The organism is Pseudomonas silensiensis, assembly GCF_050434865.1.
Taxonomy (GTDB): domain Bacteria; phylum Pseudomonadota; class Gammaproteobacteria; order Pseudomonadales; family Pseudomonadaceae; genus Aquipseudomonas; species Aquipseudomonas fluorescens_W.
Genome location: NZ_JBNDJH010000011.1, coordinates 103,307 through 122,020, shown reverse-complemented (window position 1 = coordinate 122,020; position 18,714 = coordinate 103,307). Strand labels below are relative to the sequence as shown.

At 59.7% G+C, this 18,714-nt stretch carries 20 protein-coding genes; 10 read left to right on the top strand and 10 right to left on the bottom strand.

Going from position 1 to position 18,714, the window contains the following annotated elements; all coding sequences use genetic code 11:
- The first annotated feature begins 84 nt into the window (after positions 1–84).
- Together QF010_RS17465 and QF010_RS17460 are read left to right on the top strand one after the other, a co-directional pair.
- Positions 85–2,139: a S9 family peptidase gene (locus tag QF010_RS17465; protein WP_429533600.1), complete on the top strand. Its 2,055-nt coding sequence runs from the start codon at positions 85–87 to the stop codon at positions 2,137–2,139.
- Between the two features lie 208 nt (positions 2,140–2,347).
- Positions 2,348–2,821 carry a cyclic nucleotide-binding domain-containing protein gene (locus tag QF010_RS17460; protein ID WP_123366765.1) on the top strand — a complete coding sequence of 158 codons (474 nt, stop codon included), beginning with the start codon at positions 2,348–2,350 and terminating at the stop codon, positions 2,819–2,821.
- On the opposite strand, the gene QF010_RS17455 is transcribed toward QF010_RS17460, so the two are convergent.
- A complete protein-coding gene (locus tag QF010_RS17455) occupies positions 2,818–3,108 on the bottom strand; it encodes a hypothetical protein (protein WP_429512219.1) in 291 nt (96 codons plus the stop codon). The genes QF010_RS17460 and QF010_RS17455 overlap by 4 nt on opposite strands.
- A 98-nt stretch (positions 3,109–3,206) precedes the next feature.
- Here QF010_RS17455 and QF010_RS17450 point away from each other — a divergent pair, with 98 nt between their 5' ends.
- The 4 genes from QF010_RS17450 (at position 3,207) to QF010_RS17435 (ending at position 5,467) form a co-directional block, all read left to right on the top strand.
- On the top strand, positions 3,207–3,893 hold the full coding sequence (locus QF010_RS17450; RefSeq protein WP_046046099.1) for a spermidine synthase: 687 nt from the start codon (positions 3,207–3,209) through the stop codon (positions 3,891–3,893).
- Positions 3,894–3,941: 48 nt separating this feature from the next.
- Complete coding sequence (locus QF010_RS17445) at positions 3,942–4,316, top strand: YajD family HNH nuclease (RefSeq protein ID WP_007942195.1); 375 nt, start codon at positions 3,942–3,944, stop codon at positions 4,314–4,316.
- 210 nt (positions 4,317–4,526) lie between these two features.
- Positions 4,527–4,997 (top strand): RNA methyltransferase, encoded by a 471-nt coding sequence (locus QF010_RS17440; RefSeq protein WP_007944014.1) that lies wholly within the window; start codon positions 4,527–4,529, stop codon positions 4,995–4,997.
- 92 nt (positions 4,998–5,089) lie between these two features.
- A complete protein-coding gene (locus QF010_RS17435) occupies positions 5,090–5,467 on the top strand; it encodes a YgaP family membrane protein (protein ID WP_429512218.1) in 378 nt (125 codons plus the stop codon).
- Between the two features lie 101 nt (positions 5,468–5,568).
- Here QF010_RS17435 and QF010_RS17430 read toward each other — a convergent pair whose 3' ends face one another.
- Both QF010_RS17430 and QF010_RS17425 read right to left on the bottom strand, forming a co-directional pair.
- The gene (locus tag QF010_RS17430; protein WP_429533599.1) at positions 5,569–6,798 is read right to left on the bottom strand and encodes a hypothetical protein; all 1,230 of its coding nucleotides are present in this window, start codon (positions 6,796–6,798) and stop codon (positions 5,569–5,571) included.
- Positions 6,799–6,888: 90 nt separating this feature from the next.
- A complete protein-coding gene (locus QF010_RS17425; RefSeq protein WP_033054039.1) occupies positions 6,889–7,338 on the bottom strand; it encodes a YcgN family cysteine cluster protein in 450 nt (149 codons plus the stop codon).
- A 166-nt stretch (positions 7,339–7,504) separates the two neighbouring features.
- On the opposite strand from QF010_RS17425, the gene QF010_RS17420 reads away from it, so the two are divergent.
- Positions 7,505–8,098 (top strand): nitroreductase family protein, encoded by a 594-nt coding sequence (locus tag QF010_RS17420; protein WP_033054040.1) that lies wholly within the window; start codon positions 7,505–7,507, stop codon positions 8,096–8,098.
- Between the two features lie 54 nt (positions 8,099–8,152).
- Here the strand turns inward: QF010_RS17420 and QF010_RS17415 are convergent, their stop codons facing one another.
- The 6 genes from QF010_RS17415 to QF010_RS17390 all read right to left on the bottom strand — a co-directional run bounded on the left by QF010_RS17415 (position 8,153) and on the right by QF010_RS17390 (position 14,703).
- Positions 8,153–9,085, bottom strand: a complete 933-nt coding sequence (locus QF010_RS17415) for a D-2-hydroxyacid dehydrogenase (RefSeq protein WP_033054041.1) — start codon at positions 9,083–9,085, stop codon at positions 8,153–8,155.
- A gap of 120 nt (positions 9,086–9,205) precedes the next feature.
- Positions 9,206–9,499 (bottom strand): YcgL domain-containing protein, encoded by a 294-nt coding sequence (locus tag QF010_RS17410; protein WP_007898694.1) that lies wholly within the window; start codon positions 9,497–9,499, stop codon positions 9,206–9,208.
- The gene (rnd, locus tag QF010_RS17405) at positions 9,496–10,629 is read right to left on the bottom strand and encodes a ribonuclease D (RefSeq protein ID WP_033054042.1); all 1,134 of its coding nucleotides are present in this window, start codon (positions 10,627–10,629) and stop codon (positions 9,496–9,498) included. Before rnd ends, QF010_RS17410 begins: the two co-directional genes overlap by 4 nt.
- Before the next feature lie 123 nt (positions 10,630–10,752).
- On the bottom strand, positions 10,753–11,415 hold the full coding sequence (locus QF010_RS17400; protein WP_033054044.1) for a class I SAM-dependent methyltransferase: 663 nt from the start codon (positions 11,413–11,415) through the stop codon (positions 10,753–10,755).
- A gap of 75 nt (positions 11,416–11,490) precedes the next feature.
- Positions 11,491–13,140, bottom strand: coding sequence for a phosphoethanolamine transferase (locus QF010_RS17395; RefSeq protein WP_429533598.1), 1,650 nt, complete (start codon positions 13,138–13,140; stop codon positions 11,491–11,493).
- A 180-nt stretch (positions 13,141–13,320) separates the two neighbouring features.
- Positions 13,321–14,703, bottom strand: coding sequence for a glutamine synthetase family protein (locus QF010_RS17390; RefSeq protein WP_033054048.1), 1,383 nt, complete (start codon positions 14,701–14,703; stop codon positions 13,321–13,323).
- 405 nt (positions 14,704–15,108) lie between these two features.
- On the opposite strand from QF010_RS17390, the gene QF010_RS17385 reads away from it, so the two are divergent.
- The 3 genes from QF010_RS17385 (at position 15,109) to QF010_RS17375 (ending at position 18,293) form a co-directional block, all read left to right on the top strand.
- The gene (locus tag QF010_RS17385; RefSeq protein ID WP_429533597.1) at positions 15,109–16,293 is read left to right on the top strand and encodes a cyanate transporter; all 1,185 of its coding nucleotides are present in this window, start codon (positions 15,109–15,111) and stop codon (positions 16,291–16,293) included.
- Between the two features lie 15 nt (positions 16,294–16,308).
- Entirely contained in the window at positions 16,309–17,226 is a 918-nt protein-coding gene (locus QF010_RS17380) for a DMT family transporter (protein ID WP_429533596.1), read from the top strand.
- Positions 17,227–17,357: 131 nt separating this feature from the next.
- The gene (locus tag QF010_RS17375; protein ID WP_033054051.1) at positions 17,358–18,293 is read left to right on the top strand and encodes a LysR family transcriptional regulator; all 936 of its coding nucleotides are present in this window, start codon (positions 17,358–17,360) and stop codon (positions 18,291–18,293) included.
- A 3-nt stretch (positions 18,294–18,296) separates the two neighbouring features.
- Here the strand turns inward: QF010_RS17375 and QF010_RS17370 are convergent, their stop codons facing one another.
- Entirely contained in the window at positions 18,297–18,662 is a 366-nt protein-coding gene (locus tag QF010_RS17370) for a 5-carboxymethyl-2-hydroxymuconate Delta-isomerase (protein WP_033054052.1), read from the bottom strand.
- Positions 18,663–18,714: the final 52 nt, after the last annotated feature.

Here is an 18,714-nt window from a genome sequence, read left to right as displayed (position 1 = left end):
AGGCGCTTATAGTAACGACTTTTCGCACGTCAGGCTTGCCCGCCGTCCGCGAACCCTATTTCGTAAACCGCTCGAGAGTCCTTCATGCCCCTATCCGTCAACGTTTCCGACGCTCCCATTGCCCACAAGGCCGAAGGCGACGACCCGTATACCTGGCTGCAGGAGCGCGACACCGACGCGGTGCTCGACTACCTGAAAGCGGAAAACCGCTACCAAGAGGCGCAAACCGCCGATCAGGCCGGGTTGCGTGAAACCCTGTTCGAAGAAATCAAGGGCCGGATTCTCGAAACCGACCTGTCCTTGCCCTCCCCTTGGGGTCCGTACCTGTATTACACGCGCACCACGGCCGGTGATGAATATGCCCGTCACTACCGCTGCCCGCGCCCGGCCGATGACAGCCTGCAGCTCGACGAAAGCCAGGAACAGCTGCTGCTGGACCCGAATGAACTGGCCAACGGCGGCTTCTTCTCCATGGGCGCCTTCAGTATCAGCCCGGACCACCAGCGTCTGGCCTACAGCATCGACGCCACGGGCGATGAGATTTTCACGCTGTTCGTGAAGGAATTGTCCAACGGCCGTGTCAGTGAACTGGAGTTCCAGGATTGCGACGGCAGCATGACCTGGGCCAATGACAGCCTGACGCTGTTCTTCGGCGAGCTGGACGACACCCATCGTCCGCACAAACTGTTCCGCTATCGGCTGGACGGTACAGCGGCCGAAGAAGTGTTCCATGAGCCGGACGGTCGATTCTTCATGCATTGCTACCGCTCCAGTTCCGAGCAGCAATTGCTGCTGTCCCTCGGTAGCAAGACCACCAGCGAAGTCTGGGTACTCGACGCGTTCCAGCCGAAGCAGGCGTTTACCTGCATCGCCCCGAGGGTTGAAGACCATGAGTACGACGTCGACCACGGCGCGCTCGACGGCCAATGGACCTGGTTCATTCGCACCAATCGCGACGGTATCAACTTTGCCCTTTACCACGCCGTAGACACCGGCGTGGCGCCGACCGAGGCCGACTGGCAGAACCTGATCCCCCACAGCGACACGGTGATGATCGAAGGCATGAGCCTGAATGCCGAAGCCATGACCCTGAGCCTGCGTGAAGGTGGCTTGCCGATCATCGAAGTGCATCCGCAAGATCTGCCGAGCTACCGTGTGCAATTACCGGATGCGGCCTACAGCCTGCACGTGCAGAACAGCCTGGAATTCGTCAGCGACAAGATCCGTCTGCGCTACGAAGCGCTGAACCGTCCGGCGCAAATCCGCCAACTGATATTGGACAGCAGCGAGCAGAAAGTCCTCAAGGAAACCCCGGTGCTCGGTCCGTTCGACGCCGATGCCTACGTCAGTCAGCGTCTGTGGGCGACCGCACCTGACGGTACGAAAGTGCCGATCAGCCTCGTCGTCAAACGCGAAACACTCGGCAAGCCGACGCCGCTTTATCTGTACGGCTATGGCGCTTACGGCGAAAGCCTCGACCCGTGGTTCTCCCACGCCCGCTTGAGTCTGCTGGATCGTGGCGTGGCGTTCGCCATCGCTCACGTGCGTGGCGGCGGTGAACTGGGCGAAGCCTGGTATCGCGCGGGCAAGCAGGAACACAAACACAACACCTTCAGCGACTTCATCGCCTGCGCCGAGCACCTGATCGCCAGTGGTTTTACTACTTCACAGCAACTGGCGATCAGCGGCGGCAGCGCCGGCGGTCTGCTGATCGGCGCGGTGCTCAATCAGCGGCCGGAGTTGTTCGGCGCAGCGATTGCCGAAGTGCCGTTCGTCGACGTGCTGAACACCATGCTCGACCCCGATCTACCGTTGACCGTCACCGAATACGACGAGTGGGGCAATCCTGAAGAACCGGACGTCTATGATCGGATCAAGGCCTACGCCCCGTACGAAAACGTCACCGCGCAAGCCTATCCGGCGACCCTGGTGATCGCCGGCTACAACGACAGCCGCGTGCAGTACTGGGAAGCGGCCAAGTGGGTGGCGAAATTACGCGCGACCAAAACCGACACCAATCCCCTGCTGCTCAAGACCGAATTGGGTGCCGGGCATGGCGGGATGAGCGGTCGTTATCAGGGATTACGTGACGTAGCACTCGAATACGCATTTGTTTTCAAGGTTTTGGGCATCGCCTGAGGAACTCCGTTCGGCGTACCGGTCTTAACACCAGACGCCGGGGCGGAGGCTTCACGACTCCCCTGTAGGAGCGAGCCTGCTCGCGATTGCGGACTTTCAGTCAATTAATGTGTGACTGACACACCGCAATCGCGAGCAGGCTCGCTCCTACAGGGATTGGGGACATCCAGAAGACCGGAACCAGACACAAGAAAAAGACCGTGACGACATGTCAGAACCGACCTTACTGAACAACGAAATTCGCGACTGGCTGATGGACTGTGGCCTGTTCGATCAACTGCTGCCGGCGGACTTCGCCACGGCCTCGGGCTACTTCAGCATCAGCACCATTGCTCAGGGCGAAGAGATTTTCCATGAGGGCGATGCCGGCAGCTTCATGTGCATCATCCACACCGGCCAGGTGGCGGTGCAGAAAACCAACAGCGAAGGTCACCTGGTGACCATGGCAACGTTGCGCAGCGGTCGGGCGTTCGGCGAAATGGCCGTACTCGACGGCGAACGCCGCTCGGCCAGTTGTGTGGCCGCGAGCAATTGCCAGTTGCTCAACCTGGGCAAGGACTCGTTGGAAAAGATGCTCAACGATGCGCCGAAAATCGCCGCCAAAATCATCCGCGCCCTCGCCGTCTCCCTCTCCAAGCGCCTGCGCATGGCTGATGGTCAGCTGCTCTCGCAGCAGGTTTAACCGCCCGGTGATTTGGCTTTCGACGGGGTTTGCTCCAGCCCCGGCAGTGGCTGGTCCTTGGTAGGCGGGCTAGGCATTTCAATGGGCACCAACGGCGGACCGCCACTGCCGGGCCCGACTTTGGGCACGCTGGTCGGGGTGATTTGCGGGTACGGTGTCGGGGTCGCGGTGCCGGGCGAACCGGGCAGCGGCGAAGGGCTGGTCGGAATGGTTTGCAACTGCTGGGCCTGCACTGCAGTTATCGAGAGCGCGGCCAAGGTAATGACCGTTAGAATGGTGCGCTTCATCAATGGCTCCGTTGGCCTTGTTGTCTGTTTGCAGGCTACTCCCAACTGCGCGTGTTTGCCTTCCCCCTCTTATGCCAATTTCTCCTCAAGTGAGTCCCATGAAACGTTTCGTTCTGCTCGACACCACTCCAATTCCTGAAAATGGCGGTGCCTTGTGCCTGTTCGAATACGGTGAGGATTTCGTCATCAAGATCCAGGGCGGCGACGGCGGGCAACTGATGAACACCCGCATGCACGGCTCGGAAGACGCTCTGGCGGAGATCCCTTGCCGTAAAGTGGCTGGCCGGCCGAATTCGCGCGTGCTGATCGGCGGCCTGGGCATGGGCTTCACCCTCGCCTCAGCCCTCAAGCATCTGGGCAAGACCGCTGAAGTGGTGGTCGCCGAACTGGTGCCGGGCGTGGTGGAGTGGAACCGTGGACCGCTGGGCGAGAAAGCCGGGAGCCCGCTGCTCGACCCGCGTACGGTCATTCGCATGGAAGACGTGGCCAAAGTCCTGCAGGCCGAGCCGCAAGGTTTCGACGCGATCATGCTCGACGTCGACAACGGCCCCGAAGGCCTGACCCAGAAGGCCAACAGCTGGCTCTACTCCGCTGGCGGCCTGAGTGCCTGTGCCAAGGCCTTGCGGCCCAAAGGCGTGCTGGCCGTCTGGTCCGCGAGCGCTGACCGACAGTTTTCCGACAAACTGAAGAAGGCCGGCTTCAAGGCCGAGGAAGTCCAGGTCTTCGCCCACGGCAACAAAGGCACCCGCCACACCATCTGGATTGCCGAGAAGCTCAAGGGCTGAGCTAAACTTGGCTCATAACCGTCATTAGTCTTTTACAAAGGTGAACCCATGAGTTCGTCAACACCCCCGACCAACACGTCGAAACTGGACCGCATCCTTGCCGACAACCAGCGCGACAAGGAAATGGGTTACCGCGACAAGGCCCTGAAAATGTACCCGCACGTGTGCGGCCGCTGCGCCCGTGAGTTTTCCGGCAAGCGCCTGAGCGAACTGACCGTGCACCACCGCGACCACAACCACGACAACAACCCTCAGGACGGCTCGAACTGGGAATTGTTGTGCCTGTATTGCCACGACAACGAACACTCGCGGTACACCGACCAGCAGTATTTCGACGAAGGCTCTCTGAGTACGCCGAAGATTGCCAAGGCGACGCATAACCCGTTTGCGGCGTTGGCTGGCCTGATGAAGAAAGAAGACTGAAGATCTTCAGTGCTTCGACCGGCTCCTTCGCGAGCAAGCCCGCTCCCACATTTGATTTGCGGCGTACGCCAGTAGTGTGTTCACCAGAGATCGAACGTGGGAGCGGGCTTGCTCGCGAAGGCGGCCGACCAGACACCACCAATCTCCAAACCGAACACCCCTCCCCCAATCCCCGTATAATCGCCGTTTTTTCCCCGAAGGCACCCGCTCGTGGCAGACAAACGGTACAGCTGCATTGGTTTGTATAACCCCAAATCACCGGAGAACGTCGGTTCGGTGATGCGCGCCGCTGGCTGCTATGGCGTAGCGTCCGTGTTCTACACCGGCAAACGTTATGAACGCGCCGCCGACTTCGTCACCGACACCAAGCGCGTCCACTACGACATTCCGCTGATCGGCATCGACGATCTGAAGAAAATCCTGCCGCTGGGCTGCGTTCCGGTCGCTGTGGAACTGGTGGACGGCGCCCGTTCACTGCCGGAATACACACACCCTGACCGCGCGCTGTATATCTTCGGCCCGGAAGACGGCTCGCTGGATAAAGAGATTCGCGACTGGTGCGAAGACGTGGTCTACATCCCGACCACCGGTTGCATGAACCTGGCGGCCACCGTCAACGTCGTGCTCTATGACCGTATGTCCAAGGGTCTCAACACCCGCTCCGGGGCGAAATTTCGCTGATTCACCACACATCCGATGGAACAAGCCGCCCGCCTTGGCAGTCAGCTTAAATATCTATTCTTGAAGCAGTCATTCCAGCCCGGAGACAGATCATGAACGAACTCAAACGCGTAGAACGCATCGAATCTACCCCGTTCCAGACTCACACAGAGCAGAACGTGCAGGGTTGGGAACGCATCGGTTCCCTGGCCGGCGGCGTGGTGATGGTCGGCAAGGGCCTGCGTCGCGGTGGTGTGTTCGGCTTGATTCAAGTGGCGATCGGCGGCGTGGCCCTGGCGCGTGGTATTACCGGGCACAGTTCGGCGAAAAGCCTGCTGGAGAAAAGCCGTCAGGACATGAACAACGTGCGGGCAAAGATTCAGCGGGCGGGCGAAGAGTTGAACCGGTTGAAGGCGAATGCTGAAGCGGCGACCAAGACGGCTACCGTGACCGGTAATGATTCTTTGAAGTCGCCGAAAACCGGGGTTTGATCCAAGCGTTGCGGTGGGGCTTAAGGCCTCATCGCGAGCAGGCTCGCTCCCACAGGTGACCGCATTCCAATGTAGGAGCGAGCCTGCTCGCGAAGGCGGTGTTACTGAAGTAACTCGGTGTCGAGAACCTTGGAAGATTCACCGATAACACTTTCGGCCAGCTGAACAAATTCCTTGGTATCCACGCTCTCCAGATGCATCGCCCCGCGCAACACATCATCCAGCGAACGCTTGTTGCGGGTTTTCAGGCGAATCTCGCGATCCAGTTCCTGCAATAACACGACCGCTTTCGACACCTGTGCCGGGCTGACCTGTTCAGCGCGCAAGGTCGTGACCTTCTGGCTGTCCTTGGCCAACTTCTTCTGCAAACTCTCGTACCGCTCATCACTCATGCCGCCGGCGCGGCGCACCAGTTCGATGGCGTAATACTCGGCAAATCCTTCGCTGATCCAGTCACTGCGCTGCTGGTCGTTGATCCGCCCGAACACCTGCGCCAATTCCCGCACCAGCGCACTGCTACCGCTTTCGCTGACCATCGGCAAACGCGTGTTCAGATAGATCGATTCGTGCGCGCCCAGACTGCCGCGCCACATCGGGTCGTTGGCGCCGACAATCAGCAGTTTCGTGGGATGACGGGGATACACCGCCTGCACTTGCGGCCAGACAAAGGTCAGCAGTGTCAGCACATCCATGCGGCGCATGCCCTGGCCCTGAGGCGAGGCGACGGTGACTTCGGTTTCCCCAAGCCGTGTGCGACGGCTGCCGAGGTGACCGGCGAGCATCCAGCCCGTGGGCCGGTCGAACAAGCGAGAAACGTTATCGACCCGGAATTTGTTCTTGCCGATTCGCGGCCAGGCGGTTTCAACGCTTTTCCAGCCGGTGGGCAATTCGAATTCAAGGCGAGAGACCAGCTCAATACCGTCCTGCTGATCGAGTTTGGCTGCCGGCACCAGATCGTCGCCGCGCATCAGCGCCCAGGTCGGGGTCATGCGCGTATCGAAGCTGCCGCTCTTGCGCCCATGGCTGATGCGTACGCGGTAGGTCAGGCTGGCCTTGTCGGCGGCCGGACGCCAGACACCACGGGCCTGCTTGCCCGGCGTGAGCTGCCATTGGCCGTCGGCCTTGAAATCGCTGTAGTGGCTGCCATCGCCCAAGTCGAAATCCAGACTGCGCACCGCCGAACCCTGAGCCAGAGTCAGCCGCACTTCGGCCTGATCGCTTTGCGGCAACAGGCGCACGTGGTAATCCAGATCAACCTTCTTCGCCGCCCACGCGGGCGAACCCAGGACTAATAGTCCAAGGGTCAACGCCAGCCGCAATCCCACAGCCATACACACTCCTTGTGGCGAGCGAGCTTGCTCGCGCCGGGCTGCTTGGCAGCCCTGAATTCTAGTCATCAATGCCGATTTTGTGAGCGGGAATTAACCCGCCCGGAAAATCAGATGGTCTTCCCAATCGTCTTCGGCCACGCTGCCTTCGGCCAGCATGCGCCCGGATTGTGAAATTCGTTCGTGGTGCACTGCATCGCGATCACCGCACACCAAGTGATGCCAGAGCGGCAGATCCTTGCCTTCGCTGACCAGGCGATAACCGCAGGTCGGTGGCAACCATTTGAATTCGTCAGCCTTGCCCGGCGTGAGCTGGATGCAATCGGGGACGAAGTCGCGGCGGTTCGGGTAATCGGTGCACTGACAGGTTTTCAGGTCCAGCAGTTTGCAGGCGATACGCGTGTAATAGACGCTGTTGTCGTCTTCATCTTCGAGCTTTTGCAAGCAGCACAGGCCACAGCCGTCGCACAGCGATTCCCACTCCTGCGGATCGAGTTGATCGAGGGTTTTGCGTATCCAGAACGGTTCGACTTTGGCGGCCATGGCTCAAGCATCAACATCAGGTGGTGAAAAGGCCGCCAGTCTAGTGCCAAGGCCCTTGTGGGCCAAGCGTTGGCGACTGCCGGTAAAAACGGGCTTGTCAGTTATTGCGCCGCCCAGTAGGGTTTTGCGTCGCCCCTCACCTTCAAACGTAGCAAGGAATCTCTTGATGAGTGCCAATCCACGCGTTGCCGACTATGCCATCCACCCTCAGTTCACCGACCGCTGGTCGCCCCGCGCCTTCACCGGCGAAGCGATCTCCGAAGAAACCCTGCTGAGCTTCTTCGAAGCCGCACGTTGGGCGCCATCGGCCTACAACTCGCAGCCTTGGCGGTTTCTGTATGCGCGTCGCGACACGCCAAACTGGGAGCGCTATCTGGGACTGCTGAACGAATTCAACCGCAGCTGGGCGCAACACGCCTCGGCACTGGTAATCGTGATCTCGAAAACCACCTTCGCGGTGCCTGGCGCCACCGAAGAAACCCCAGCGTTGTGGCACACCTTCGACACCGGTTCCGCGTGGGGCCATCTGGCGCTGCAAGCGAGCATCAGCGGCTGGCACACCCACGGCATGGCCGGTTTCGACCAGGACCTGACCCGCAAGGAGCTGAACATTCCTGAGGGTTATGCGCTGCACGCGGCGGTAGCGGTGGGCAAACTGGGCGACAAGGCAACGCTGGCGGACTATCTGCAAGCACGTGAAGAACCGAGCCCGCGTCGTCCGCTGAGCGAGTTGGCCGCCGAAGGCGACTTCACCCTCTAAGCGCTCTATCCGATCGTTCCCACGCTCTGCCTGGGAACGATCATTGCGGTGAATTCAATACCCGCGATCGAAATCCACTTCCCCGCGCAACGCCTCACCTGCCTGATACGCCCGCAGGTTCTCGACAAACAGGTTCACCATCATCGATGGCGAGGTCGGTGCCGAGCTGTGGCCGGTCAGCAGCAGGCCCCAAGCGGTCCAGAACGGATGACGTTGCGGCAGCGGCTCCTGACGGCAGACGTCGATCACCGCACCGGCCAGATGCCCTTCTTTCAAGGCTTCCACCAGGTCCGCATCGACCACTGCCACACCGCGCCCGACGTTGATGAACAACCCGGTCGGCTTGAACTGCTTGAACAGCGCTGCGTCGTACAGGTCGTGGGTATTCGGCGTATTCGGCAGCAGATTGATCACGTAATCCACTTCACCGACCAGACGCGGCAGATCAGCCAGCGCCCCGACTTCGACAAACGGCGCCTGCTCGCGGGCTTCGCTGGCGATGCCGTATAACTCGACGCCAAACGGCAGAAGAAACTGCGCCACGGTCTGGCCGATGTCACCGGTACCGACGATCAACACTTTGCGCCCGGCCAGGCTTTGGCCCTGGCGACTGTCCCACTTGCGCTCGACCTGGCTGACCAGCCGCGGCAGCACTTCGCGTTCGTGGCCGAGCATGTAGGTCAGCACGTATTCGGCCATGACCTGACCGAAAATCCCGACCGCCCGAGTCAGGCGATAATGACGTGGCAAGCCGTCGGCCAGCAGCGGCGTAATGCCCGCCCAGGTCGATTGCAGCCATTGTGGCTCGTGGCCCTGACGTAGCAAGGTCGCCAGCAGGTCCGGCTGACCGAGCCAGATCGGACAATCAGCGGCCAGGCTGGCCAGTTCGGCGGAGTCGCCGCTGGTCAGTACTTCCAGGTCAGGTGCTGCTTGACGCAGCAGTTGGGCGTACACCGGGTGGTCGTGTTCAGCAATCAGAACGCGCATGGTTCAAACCTTTCAAAAACAGTGCAGACGGCCGCCGATGGAGTAAAGCTCCATCGCCCTGGCCATCGCCAAAATCATTCCAGTGTTTCATAAAGGCTCTGAACAGAGCCTGTCTGCCGGTCACATCGGGTCGTTGCGGCGCAGCAATTCTTCCGGCAAGTGTTCGATGTACTCGTCTTCGGCCGGCGGCATTTGCAAGTGGTAACCCTGCTTCTCAAGGTTTTCCAGGACCACGGTGATGTCCTCGCGCGACAGTTTGCGCTCGGGGGTCAGCACCAGGTCGAAGGCGTGATGCGGTTTGCCGAAGGCGGCCATCAGACTTTCCGGGACCCGCTCCAGTGCATCGCTTTTGAGCACATAGAGGTACATCTCGTTTTTCTTCAAGCTTCGATAAATGGAGCAAATACGTTTCAAGGCTGTTCTCCGGCGGTGGCCAGGCTGTCGAGCAGCGCCTGGCCCATCAATTCGCGGCGCCAGCCACGCAGCGAATCAGGCAATTGGTAGGGACCGTTGGGATAGCCACTCTTGAGCAGCGCTTCCAGGGTTTTCTTGCGCAGCATCAGCTCCGGCGCAATGTTCAGGCGTTCTGCTTCGGCCTGGCCGATCGCACGCAGCTGTTTGACCAGCGTGGCGGCATCCACCGGCAAAGGCTCCGGCACTGCTGGCGGCCATTGATCAGGCGACACACTGCCAGAGCGTTTGATCAGATCAAGCAGAAACTCGCCGTCCTGACGCACGGTACGCGGGTGCATGTCTTCGATTTTCGCCAACGCGCCGAGGTTGTCCGGCTGAGTCCGCGCCAGCGGCCACAGGGAATGCTCACGCACGATGCGGTTGCGCGGTAGATCACGGGCGCGGGCTTCACGCTCGCGCCAGGCGCACAGTTCACGCAACACGGCGAGCTGGGCGCGGGAAAGCTTCCAGGCCAGCTTGGCTTCGCGGTAGACCTCATACGGATCAACTTCGCGGCGCAGGTTGGCCACCAGCTCGGCGCCGTCTTCCAGGACCCAGGCGTACTTGTCGTCAGAAAGCTTCGGACGAAGCTGTACGAAAACTTCCGCCAGGTGCAAAGCATCTTCGGCGGCGTAGCTGATTTGGGTGTCGGAAAGCGGACGTTGCAGCCAGTCGGATCGGGTCTCGCCCTTGGGCAGGTCGATGCCGAGCACTTCCTGCACCAGCCGCGAATAGCCCATGGAAAAACCGAGGTTCAGGTAAGCGGCGGCCAACTGAGTGTCGAACAGTGGCGCCGGCAGGCTGCCGGTCAGGCGCAGCAGGACTTCGAGGTCTTCGCTGCACGCATGGACGACTTTGACCACGGCCGGGTTTTCCAGCAACGCGGCCAGCGGCTGCCAGTTGTCGATGCTCAGTGGATCAATCAGGTAAGCGCGTACGCCATCGCCGATCTGCAGCAGGCCTGCAATCGGATAAAAGGTGTCGACCCGCATGAATTCGGTGTCGAGGGCAACGAATGGCAGCTGCTGCCACTCGGCGCAAAACTGACCGAGGCTATCGTTGTCGCGAATCCAGTGAATATCGATGGCCACACGGCTCTCCCTTGAAGAATGGCGCGCAGTATATATCGCCCCCGGCGATTTCCGCGCATTCACTGAACAAGAGCTTTAGCGAAAATGCCTGCCTGACGGCAAGAAATGTCTGACAAGCGGATACTAGCCGGCCTTACGCAGTACGTAGACGCGCATCCGCGCACAGCCGGGCAAGAAGTCCTGATGACTGAGCAAGCGCAGACCTGCGCGCTTGAACTCGGCTTCCACGTCGGCCTTGCTGGCCAGCGGTCGGGCCGGAACGCCCTGTTCATCCGTGCGCCGGCCTTTGAAATGAGCATCGACCCGTACCGCCACAATCACCGTATCGCGACTGACCCGATGGAATTCCTTAAGCATGGCCAAGCGATGCTCGGGGCAGGCGATGTGTTGAAACAGTTGCATGCAAAAAATGCAGTCAACCGCATTCGCCGGCAAGCCGATGTTGAACGCTGAACTCTGAAAGGTCTTGACCCGTTTCAGCAGATTCTGCGGATGGTGGGTGCGGGCATGATCGAGTATGTCCTGCGACGGGTCGGCCGCGAGAATCACCCGGTTGGCATGCTCGGCCAGTACCGGCCAGAAACGCCCGACACCGCAGGCCAAATCGAGAACCAGGCCCGGCTCGCCAGCAGCCTTGAGCGCGCTGCGCACCAGTTGCTCTTCACGCCAGAACGTCAACCGCCCGGCCAGGCCACGCGGTCGCGGCTGAAGACAGACGCGGGCATGCTCCTGATCGTAGCGCCGGGCGATCTCAAGCTCGATGGCGGATGGGGATTGAGCGGACATGTGCAATGGTTCTCGGGAGGGAACTCCAACCGACCGCAAGTTAGCGGCCGGTGCGTGAAAAAAAGGTTGAAGCACTCACTCTCTGGCCAACACGCCGTCGATCACCGCTCCGCGACACCCGGCAAACATATCCAGGTCCTGGTTGTAGACCTTGCTCTTGACCTCCAGCAAACCGAGCATCGAATGGAACAGGTTGTCCTGGCTCAAGGGCTTTTCGCGACTCAGTTGCAGGCAATGGGTGTCCACCGAGAACGACTTTTGATAGCTGTCGGAAAACCAGGCCAGCATCGCAACATGCTTTTGTTGTTCCGGCGCGAGCATGTAAGGCGTGCCATGCAGGAACAAGTTGTACTCGCCCAGGGATTCGCCATGGTCCGACAGATAGAGCATCGCAGTGTCGACTTTCTCCTGATTGTTACGCAACAGATCGATCAGGGTGGACAGCACGTGGTCGGTATACACCAGGGTGTTGTCGTAGCCATTGACGATACTTTCGCGACTGCAATTGTTCAGGGCGTTACTTTCACAAACCGGGGTGAAGCGCTCGTATTCTTTCGGGTAGCGCTTGAAGTATTCCGGACCGTGACTGCCCATCTGGTGCAACACCAGTACCGTGTCTTTATCCAGGGTATCGATAAAGTGCTGCAAACCCTGCAGCAGGATTTCATCGCGGCATTCGCTATTGGCGCACAGCACCGGGTCTTTCAGGTTACTGACGTCGTCGATGGTTACCCTATCGCAAGTGCCTTTGCAGCCCGATTGGTTATCGCGCCAGATCACGTCGAGCCCCGCGTGCTTCAGTACATCCAGCAGGCCTTCCTGGTTCTTGGCCTTGCTGGCGTTGTAATTTTTGCGGCCCATGTCGGAAAACATGCACGGCACCGACACCGCTGTTTCCGTCCCGCAGGAATGCACGTCGGTGAACGCGATCAAGCCGGCTTCTTTATTCAGTTTGGGTGTGGTGTCACGGTTATACCCCAGGATCCCGAAGTTCTCGGCCCGGGCACTTTCGCCCACCACCAGCACGGTCAGGGATTTGCGGCTGTGGGTTTGCCAGGCGGGATTTCGCTGGGCATCTTCGCCCAGTTTGACGAAGGGTTGCCGCGCAGACGCGACCTGCTCACGCAGAAAGCCGGCCGAGGCGCCGATGTAGTTGCTCGGCACCACCATCAGGCGCAACTCATGGTGATTGCGAAACAATGAGGACAAACCTTGATAGTTAACCAGTGCGACACCACCGATCACCGCAACTGACGCGACACTCACGAGAACCTTACTGAGCAGTTCACGGTGCCAGCGACGGTAACTAACCGGCGTCTTCCATAACAAAATGGACGGCAAAACACCGAGCAAGACAATATAGACAAGCAATTTGATCGAGAGTAAGTCACGCACTTCCGTCGCATTGGTTTGAGCAAAGTTACGCAACATGCCGGTGTCAATCAAAACACCATATTGGCTCATGAAATACGCCACCCCGGCGCTGATCATGAACATCAGGGTCAAGACCGGTTTGAGCACAGGCCGGAACGCGAGCAGGGTCAGCACAATGTTGAAGGCGGCCAGAATCATCAAGCCGAAAGCCACGCGCATGACGATGCCCTGACCGTCAGATGCCGTGATTTCAAACAGGTGTTTCCAGAGAACAAGATTGAAGCCCGTTAATAGAAAGGCACTGGCAATCAGTGTCACCCACTCGGGGCGCACGGCTTTAATCTTCAACATGATGATCGGCGGGTCCTGAAAAGAGGTGCCTTCGGTAAATGTGAAAATTTCGTTTACCGCGACAGCACTAATTTTAGGTAGCCAGCCATCAATTTTTTGTGAAAAAGAAGCCAACGATTAGTTGGCTCGTGGCACCAGGCCAAAAATTATTGGCTTATTTGAGAATGGTTCATGTTCTGCTCAGGCTTGATGCAAATACCAACGCCAATCCTGTTCGCCGACTTCGCCCATGAACTGTCGATACTCGGCACGCTTTACCGCCAGGTAAACGCCGAGGAACTCACCGCCAAACGCTTCCCGTGCCCAGCTCGAACCTTCCAGCGCCCGCAACGTGGTCAACCAGTCAGTCGGCAACAGTTCCGTGGCCTGGGCGTAGCCATTGCCCTCCACCGGCGCGCCAGGATCGAGTTGTTCGCGAATACCGCGATGGATCCCGGCCAGAATCGCCGCAGCCGCCAGATACGGGTTGGCGTCGGCGCCACAGATGCGGTGTTCGATATGCCGGGAAAACGCCGGCCCGCCGGGCACGCGCAAACTCACGGTGCGATTGTCCACGCCCCAGGTGGGTGCCAGCGGCGCATAGCTGTTGGTCTGGAAGCGACGGTAAGAGTTGGCGTTCGGACAGAACAGCAGCAATGAATCGAGCAACGTACTGAGCATCCCGCCGACCGCTTGTTTGAGCAGTGGCGTGCCGTCCGGGGCTTCGCTGGCGAACAGGTTGTTGCCCTCCTTGTCCGCCAGGCTGACATGCATGTGCATGCCAGTGCCCGCCAGGTCATCGAACGGTTTGGCCATAAAGCACGCAGTCATCCCGTGTTTGTGCGCCACGCCTTTGACCAGTCGTTTGTAGCGCACCGCCTCGTCCATCGCCTGCAAGGCGTCGGTACGGTGTTCGAGGGTGATTTCCACTTGCCCCGGCGCGTATTCGGAAATCGCCGTGCGCGCCGGAATGCCCTGGAGTTTACAGGCGCTGTAAAGATCAGCCAGAAACGGCTCGATTTGCTCCAGCTCACGCAAACCGTAGACCTGAGTGCCACGCGGCCGTCCACCATCGACATCCCGTGCCGGTTGCGGCCGACCATTGCTGTCGCGCTGCTGATCCAGCAGGTAAAACTCCAGCTCCGCCGCCATCACCGGGTAGTAGCCGTCGGCCTGCAAACCTTCGATGACTTTTGCCAGCAGGTGCCGTGGATCGGCAATCGTCGCGGGCATGCCCTCCTTCGGGTGCATGCTGACCTGCACCGCCGCCGTAGGAATCAGCCGCCACGGCATGCGCGTCAAACTGCCGCTGATCGGGTACGCCCGGCAGTCGATATCGCCAACGTCCCAGACCAGACCGGAGTTTTCCACGTCATCGCCATTGATGGTCAGGCCAAGAATGGTGCTCGGCAATGGCCGCCCGCTTTCGTACACCGCCAGCAATTCATCGCGGTGCAACAACTTGCCCCGAGGTACACCGTTGTTGTCGAGGATGAACAACTCGAACATCTCGATATCCGGGTTCTGTTCCAGAAAGGTCAGGGCTTCTTGCTTGGAGGCGAAAGATGTCGTGGCAACACTCATGGGAATTCTCTTATTTCCGCGTCAGGCAAACGCACAGGCGTCGCCGCTTTGATCCCGGCGCATAGCGCGGGACCTGTAAGAACAATCAACGGGAAATGCAGGAATCCGGTGGGCGCGCGTGACGGCAGTGCCACAGCGCCCAAAAGGCTAATTCGGAGGGAAGTGCGACGGGACAACCGTCCATAGATAAAACCGCAAAGAACAGATGACCCGCAGCGTCACACGGGAGGTTAAGTCGTTAAATCGGGATTTGAAGAACTTTGGTTGCAGGTTGGCTAAACATTCACATTGGGGCTCGCGTCGCTGCAGAACTATTTAATTTCTAAATACTGCTCCGGACTTTCTGATTTGCGGCCCGCAGGCCTGGCGCGCCTAATCGGCTCCTTGTCATTCAAGGTCCGATCGATGGAAAACGTTCGCGCAATCTCCCGCCCCGCCCTCTGGCTGATGTTCAGCATCATGCTTGTCGCCCTGAACCTGCGGCCTTCCATGGCCGCCGTCGGTCCTTTGCTGTCGGCGATTCGCGGCGACATTGCACTGAGTTTCAGCCTGGCCTCGCTGTTGACCATGCTGCCCGTGATGGCGATGGGGCTGGCGATGTTCTTTGGGTTGAGCGTCAGCCAACGAATCGGCGAACAACGCACCGTGGTGCTCTCGCTGCTGATCATCGGCGTGGCCACGGTGTCGCGGTTGTTCCTCGATTCGGCGGCCGAACTGATCCTCAGCGCCGTGCTGGCGGGAATCGGTATCGCGCTGATCCAGGCATTGATGCCGGCGCTGATCAAATCCCGCTTCAGCGATAACGTTTCCGTGTGCATGGGGCTCTACGTCACGTCGATCATGGGCGGCGCAGCGATGGCGGCGTCATTTGCGCCGCTGGTGATGATCCGTACCGGCAGCTGGCGAGCAGGCCTGGCAATCTGGGCGGCACTGGCGCTGGTCGCGTTGCTGTTTTGGTGCGTACAACGTGAAAGGCTCCCGGCGCAGCCCGCTCAGGCGCAGCGCAATGGCGCCTTCTTCGGCAATTCCCGCGCCTGGCTGCTCGCCATTTTCTTCGGCCTGGGCACGGCGTCCTACACCTGCGTGCTGGCCTGGCTGGCGCCGTACTACGTGGAAAAGGGTTGGAGCGAACAAAACGCGGGGTTGCTCCTGGGTTTCTTGACCGCCATGGAAGTGCTGTCCGGCCTGCTGACACCGGCCATCGCCAATCGCAGCCGCGACCGGCGCGTGGTGCTGGTGGTATTGCTGTCGCTGATCATGGCGGGTTTTGGCGGGCTTATTCTCAGCCCGCAGTACCTGAGTCTGTTGTGGCCATGTCTATTGGGGCTCGGCATCGGCGGGTTGTTCCCGATGAGCCTGATCGTGTCCCTGGATCATCTGGACAATCCCCAGCGTGCTGGCGGCCTGACCGCGTTCGTGCAAGGCATCGGCTACCTGATCGCCGGTCTATCGCCGCTGATTGCCGGGTTGATCCGCGATCAGCTCGGCAGCTTCGAATGGGCCTGGTGGTCACTGACCGGCGTCATGGCACTGATGATCCTCATGGTATTGCGCTTCGATCCGCGGCATTACGCCCGACACATTCACTGACCCGGACACCCCACCATGAAACACACCGGTTTCGTCGCCGCTCACGTCGGCATGCTGCTCTGGGCACTGTTGATCGCTGCATCGTTTTCTGCGGCAGCACAGGTCAGCCAGGCCATCGACCCGATCCTGCTGACCGGTTTGCGCCTGCTGTTCTGCGCCCTGGTGTTTTTGCCGCTGCTGCTGATCAAGGGCGATACCGCCATGACCGCCCGCGGACTGTCCGGCCATGCCGTGCTCGGCTTGCTGCTGGCGGTGTATTTCGGCTCGCTGTTCGAAGCACTGCGCTACACCTCGGCCGTCAATACCGGAACAATGTTCGCCTTGGTGCCACTGCTGACATTGCTCTTCGAAGCCGTATTGATGCCCGACAGCGCCCTGAAACAGCGGGTGCTGCCGATGCTGATTGCCGCTGCCGGAGCCGTGTTGCTGGTATTGAAAGGCGCAGGCCCTGGCGAGCTGCCTTCGCTATACGCAGTGTCGGTGTACGGCGTCGGTTGCCTGGCGATGGCGCTCTACTCGCCCCTGAGTCAACGGCTCAAGGCCAGCAGCCTCAAGGGGCGCGGCCCGGTGGGCATGACGTTCTGGAACATGTTGTTCGGCGCACTGTTTCTGCTGGCATTCTGCGGGTTTAGCGGCGGCTGGCGATCGGTGTCATTGCTGACCGTGAGCGATTTCTGGTGGCTGATTTACCTGGCGGTGTTCGCCACACTGGCGACCTTCTGGCTGCTGCATCGGGCCATCGGTGTTATCGCCCCCTCCTCGGTCATTTCCTACATTTACCTGAGCACGCTGTTCCTCACATTGTTTCACTGGTTCTGGTTACGTCAGTCGCCACTGCCGCTGGAAATCATCGGCGCGCTGCTGGTGGGCGTTGGCATGTGGGCACTGCTGATGTCCAGCCGCCGCGGGGTGCCTGCAGCCGTTCAGGGCTGAAGACCTCTGGAACCGCCCCACAACTTTCCATGAAAACTCCTACAAGGCATTCTCCTGGCACCATCGTTCCGTTAGGATCACTCGCACAAGTTTGCGCACAGTCAGCGCAAGGAGCACAGCGAGACGAACGGATGTTGAACAGTAACTTGCTTAGAAAGCTCGATATGCAGGACCTCATGGTGTTTATCGCCGTGTATGAGCAAAGCAGCGTCAGCGGTGTATCCGAGGCGCTCTGCGTCAGCCAGTCCACCGTGAGTTACTGCCTGAAAAAACTGCGTACCAGTTTCGAAGACGAGCTGTTCATCAATACCCGCGCGGGCATGCGCCCCACCTACAAAGCCAGCACCATGTACGCCCACGTGCTGAAGATCCTCGAAAGCATCAACCTGTGTCACGCCGGCGCACCCGCATTCGACCCCACCCTGCAACCCGTCACCTTCAATATCTGCGCACCGGAATACTTCGAGCAGTTGATCCTGCCGCGCCTGTTGAAAAGCTTCGATTTCGCCGACCTGCCAGTGATGGTCAACATGCACAAGTTCGAAACCGACATCCCGGCCGAAGAACTGCGCGACGGCAGCCTAGACCTGGTGATTTGCTTCGGCCCGAACTTTCATCGCAGTCACGGCGATTTCAAATCCCGGATGTTGCTGGAGGACGACCTGGTCTGTGTCTTCGATAAACGTGCCACACCGCCGGAGCCGCGTTTAAGCCTGCAAGCCTTCGTCCAACGCCGACACGTGTTCCCGACACCCTGGACGTCCACCACCAACATGGTCGACGGCTGGCTGGCGCAGCAGGCGCAAAAACGGCAGATCGTTGCGCGTTCCAACAGCTACAGCGCGGCACTGAAGATGATCACCGGCACCGACTTCATCCTGACCCTGCCTCGGCGTATCCAGCAATTGCTGGCCAACGACGCGATCTTCAATCATTGCGAAGCGCCCAACGGCTTGCCGGGTTTCAGCCTCGACATGCAGTGGAGCCAGAATGTCGATCAGGACAGCGCCAACACCTGGCTGCGCGAGCAAGTGGTCAAGGCCTGCACCGAGCAGGAAATGGCCTGAAACTCAGTGGCTGATGGCAATCTTGGTGTAGGACTCTCGATCGATGTCGAGGATTTCCACGGCCAGCTGGACTTCAATGTCCGTCGGCCAATTACACAGATCCTGCACGACGGCCAGCAAACTTTCGGACAACTGCTTCTTGATCTGCGGTGAGCGACCGCTCAACAGTGCCAGCTTCACATGCACAAAGGCTCGCTCACCTGACACCGTGCCGACCTTGAACGTCTCAACCTTCACCGCTCGGCTCTTGATGTCGTATTCGGCAGCAAACTGACCGGAAGCCACCAACGCATTGTTGAGCCGGATCAACGCCAGGTCGGCATTGAGCTCGGGCAGGTTGGCGGTGTATTCCATGTGCAGGTGAGGCATGACTGAGCTCCTGAAAGTGGGCAGAAAGGTCGTACATATAACACAGCACCGC

Coding starts and splice junctions, on each gene's coding strand:
- QF010_RS17465 (WP_429533600.1), top strand. CDS start 85: ATGCCCCTATCCGTCAACGTTTCCGACGCTCCCATTGCCCACAAGGCC.
- QF010_RS17460 (WP_123366765.1), top strand. CDS start 2,348: ATGTCAGAACCGACCTTACTGAACAACGAAATTCGCGACTGGCTGATG.
- QF010_RS17455 (WP_429512219.1), bottom strand. CDS start 3,108: ATGAAGCGCACCATTCTAACGGTCATTACCTTGGCCGCGCTCTCGATA.
- QF010_RS17450 (WP_046046099.1), top strand. CDS start 3,207: ATGAAACGTTTCGTTCTGCTCGACACCACTCCAATTCCTGAAAATGGC.
- QF010_RS17445 (WP_007942195.1), top strand. CDS start 3,942: ATGAGTTCGTCAACACCCCCGACCAACACGTCGAAACTGGACCGCATC.
- QF010_RS17435 (WP_429512218.1), top strand. CDS start 5,090: ATGAACGAACTCAAACGCGTAGAACGCATCGAATCTACCCCGTTCCAG.
- QF010_RS17430 (WP_429533599.1), bottom strand. CDS start 6,798: ATGGCTGTGGGATTGCGGCTGGCGTTGACCCTTGGACTATTAGTCCTG.
- QF010_RS17425 (WP_033054039.1), bottom strand. CDS start 7,338: ATGGCCGCCAAAGTCGAACCGTTCTGGATACGCAAAACCCTCGATCAA.
- QF010_RS17420 (WP_033054040.1), top strand. CDS start 7,505: ATGAGTGCCAATCCACGCGTTGCCGACTATGCCATCCACCCTCAGTTC.
- QF010_RS17415 (WP_033054041.1), bottom strand. CDS start 9,085: ATGCGCGTTCTGATTGCTGAACACGACCACCCGGTGTACGCCCAACTG.
- QF010_RS17400 (WP_033054044.1), bottom strand. CDS start 11,415: ATGTCCGCTCAATCCCCATCCGCCATCGAGCTTGAGATCGCCCGGCGC.
- QF010_RS17395 (WP_429533598.1), bottom strand. CDS start 13,140: ATGTTGAAGATTAAAGCCGTGCGCCCCGAGTGGGTGACACTGATTGCC.
- QF010_RS17390 (WP_033054048.1), bottom strand. CDS start 14,703: ATGAGTGTTGCCACGACATCTTTCGCCTCCAAGCAAGAAGCCCTGACC.
- QF010_RS17385 (WP_429533597.1), top strand. CDS start 15,109: ATGGAAAACGTTCGCGCAATCTCCCGCCCCGCCCTCTGGCTGATGTTC.
- QF010_RS17380 (WP_429533596.1), top strand. CDS start 16,309: ATGAAACACACCGGTTTCGTCGCCGCTCACGTCGGCATGCTGCTCTGG.
- QF010_RS17375 (WP_033054051.1), top strand. CDS start 17,358: ATGTTGAACAGTAACTTGCTTAGAAAGCTCGATATGCAGGACCTCATG.
- QF010_RS17370 (WP_033054052.1), bottom strand. CDS start 18,662: ATGCCTCACCTGCACATGGAATACACCGCCAACCTGCCCGAGCTCAAT.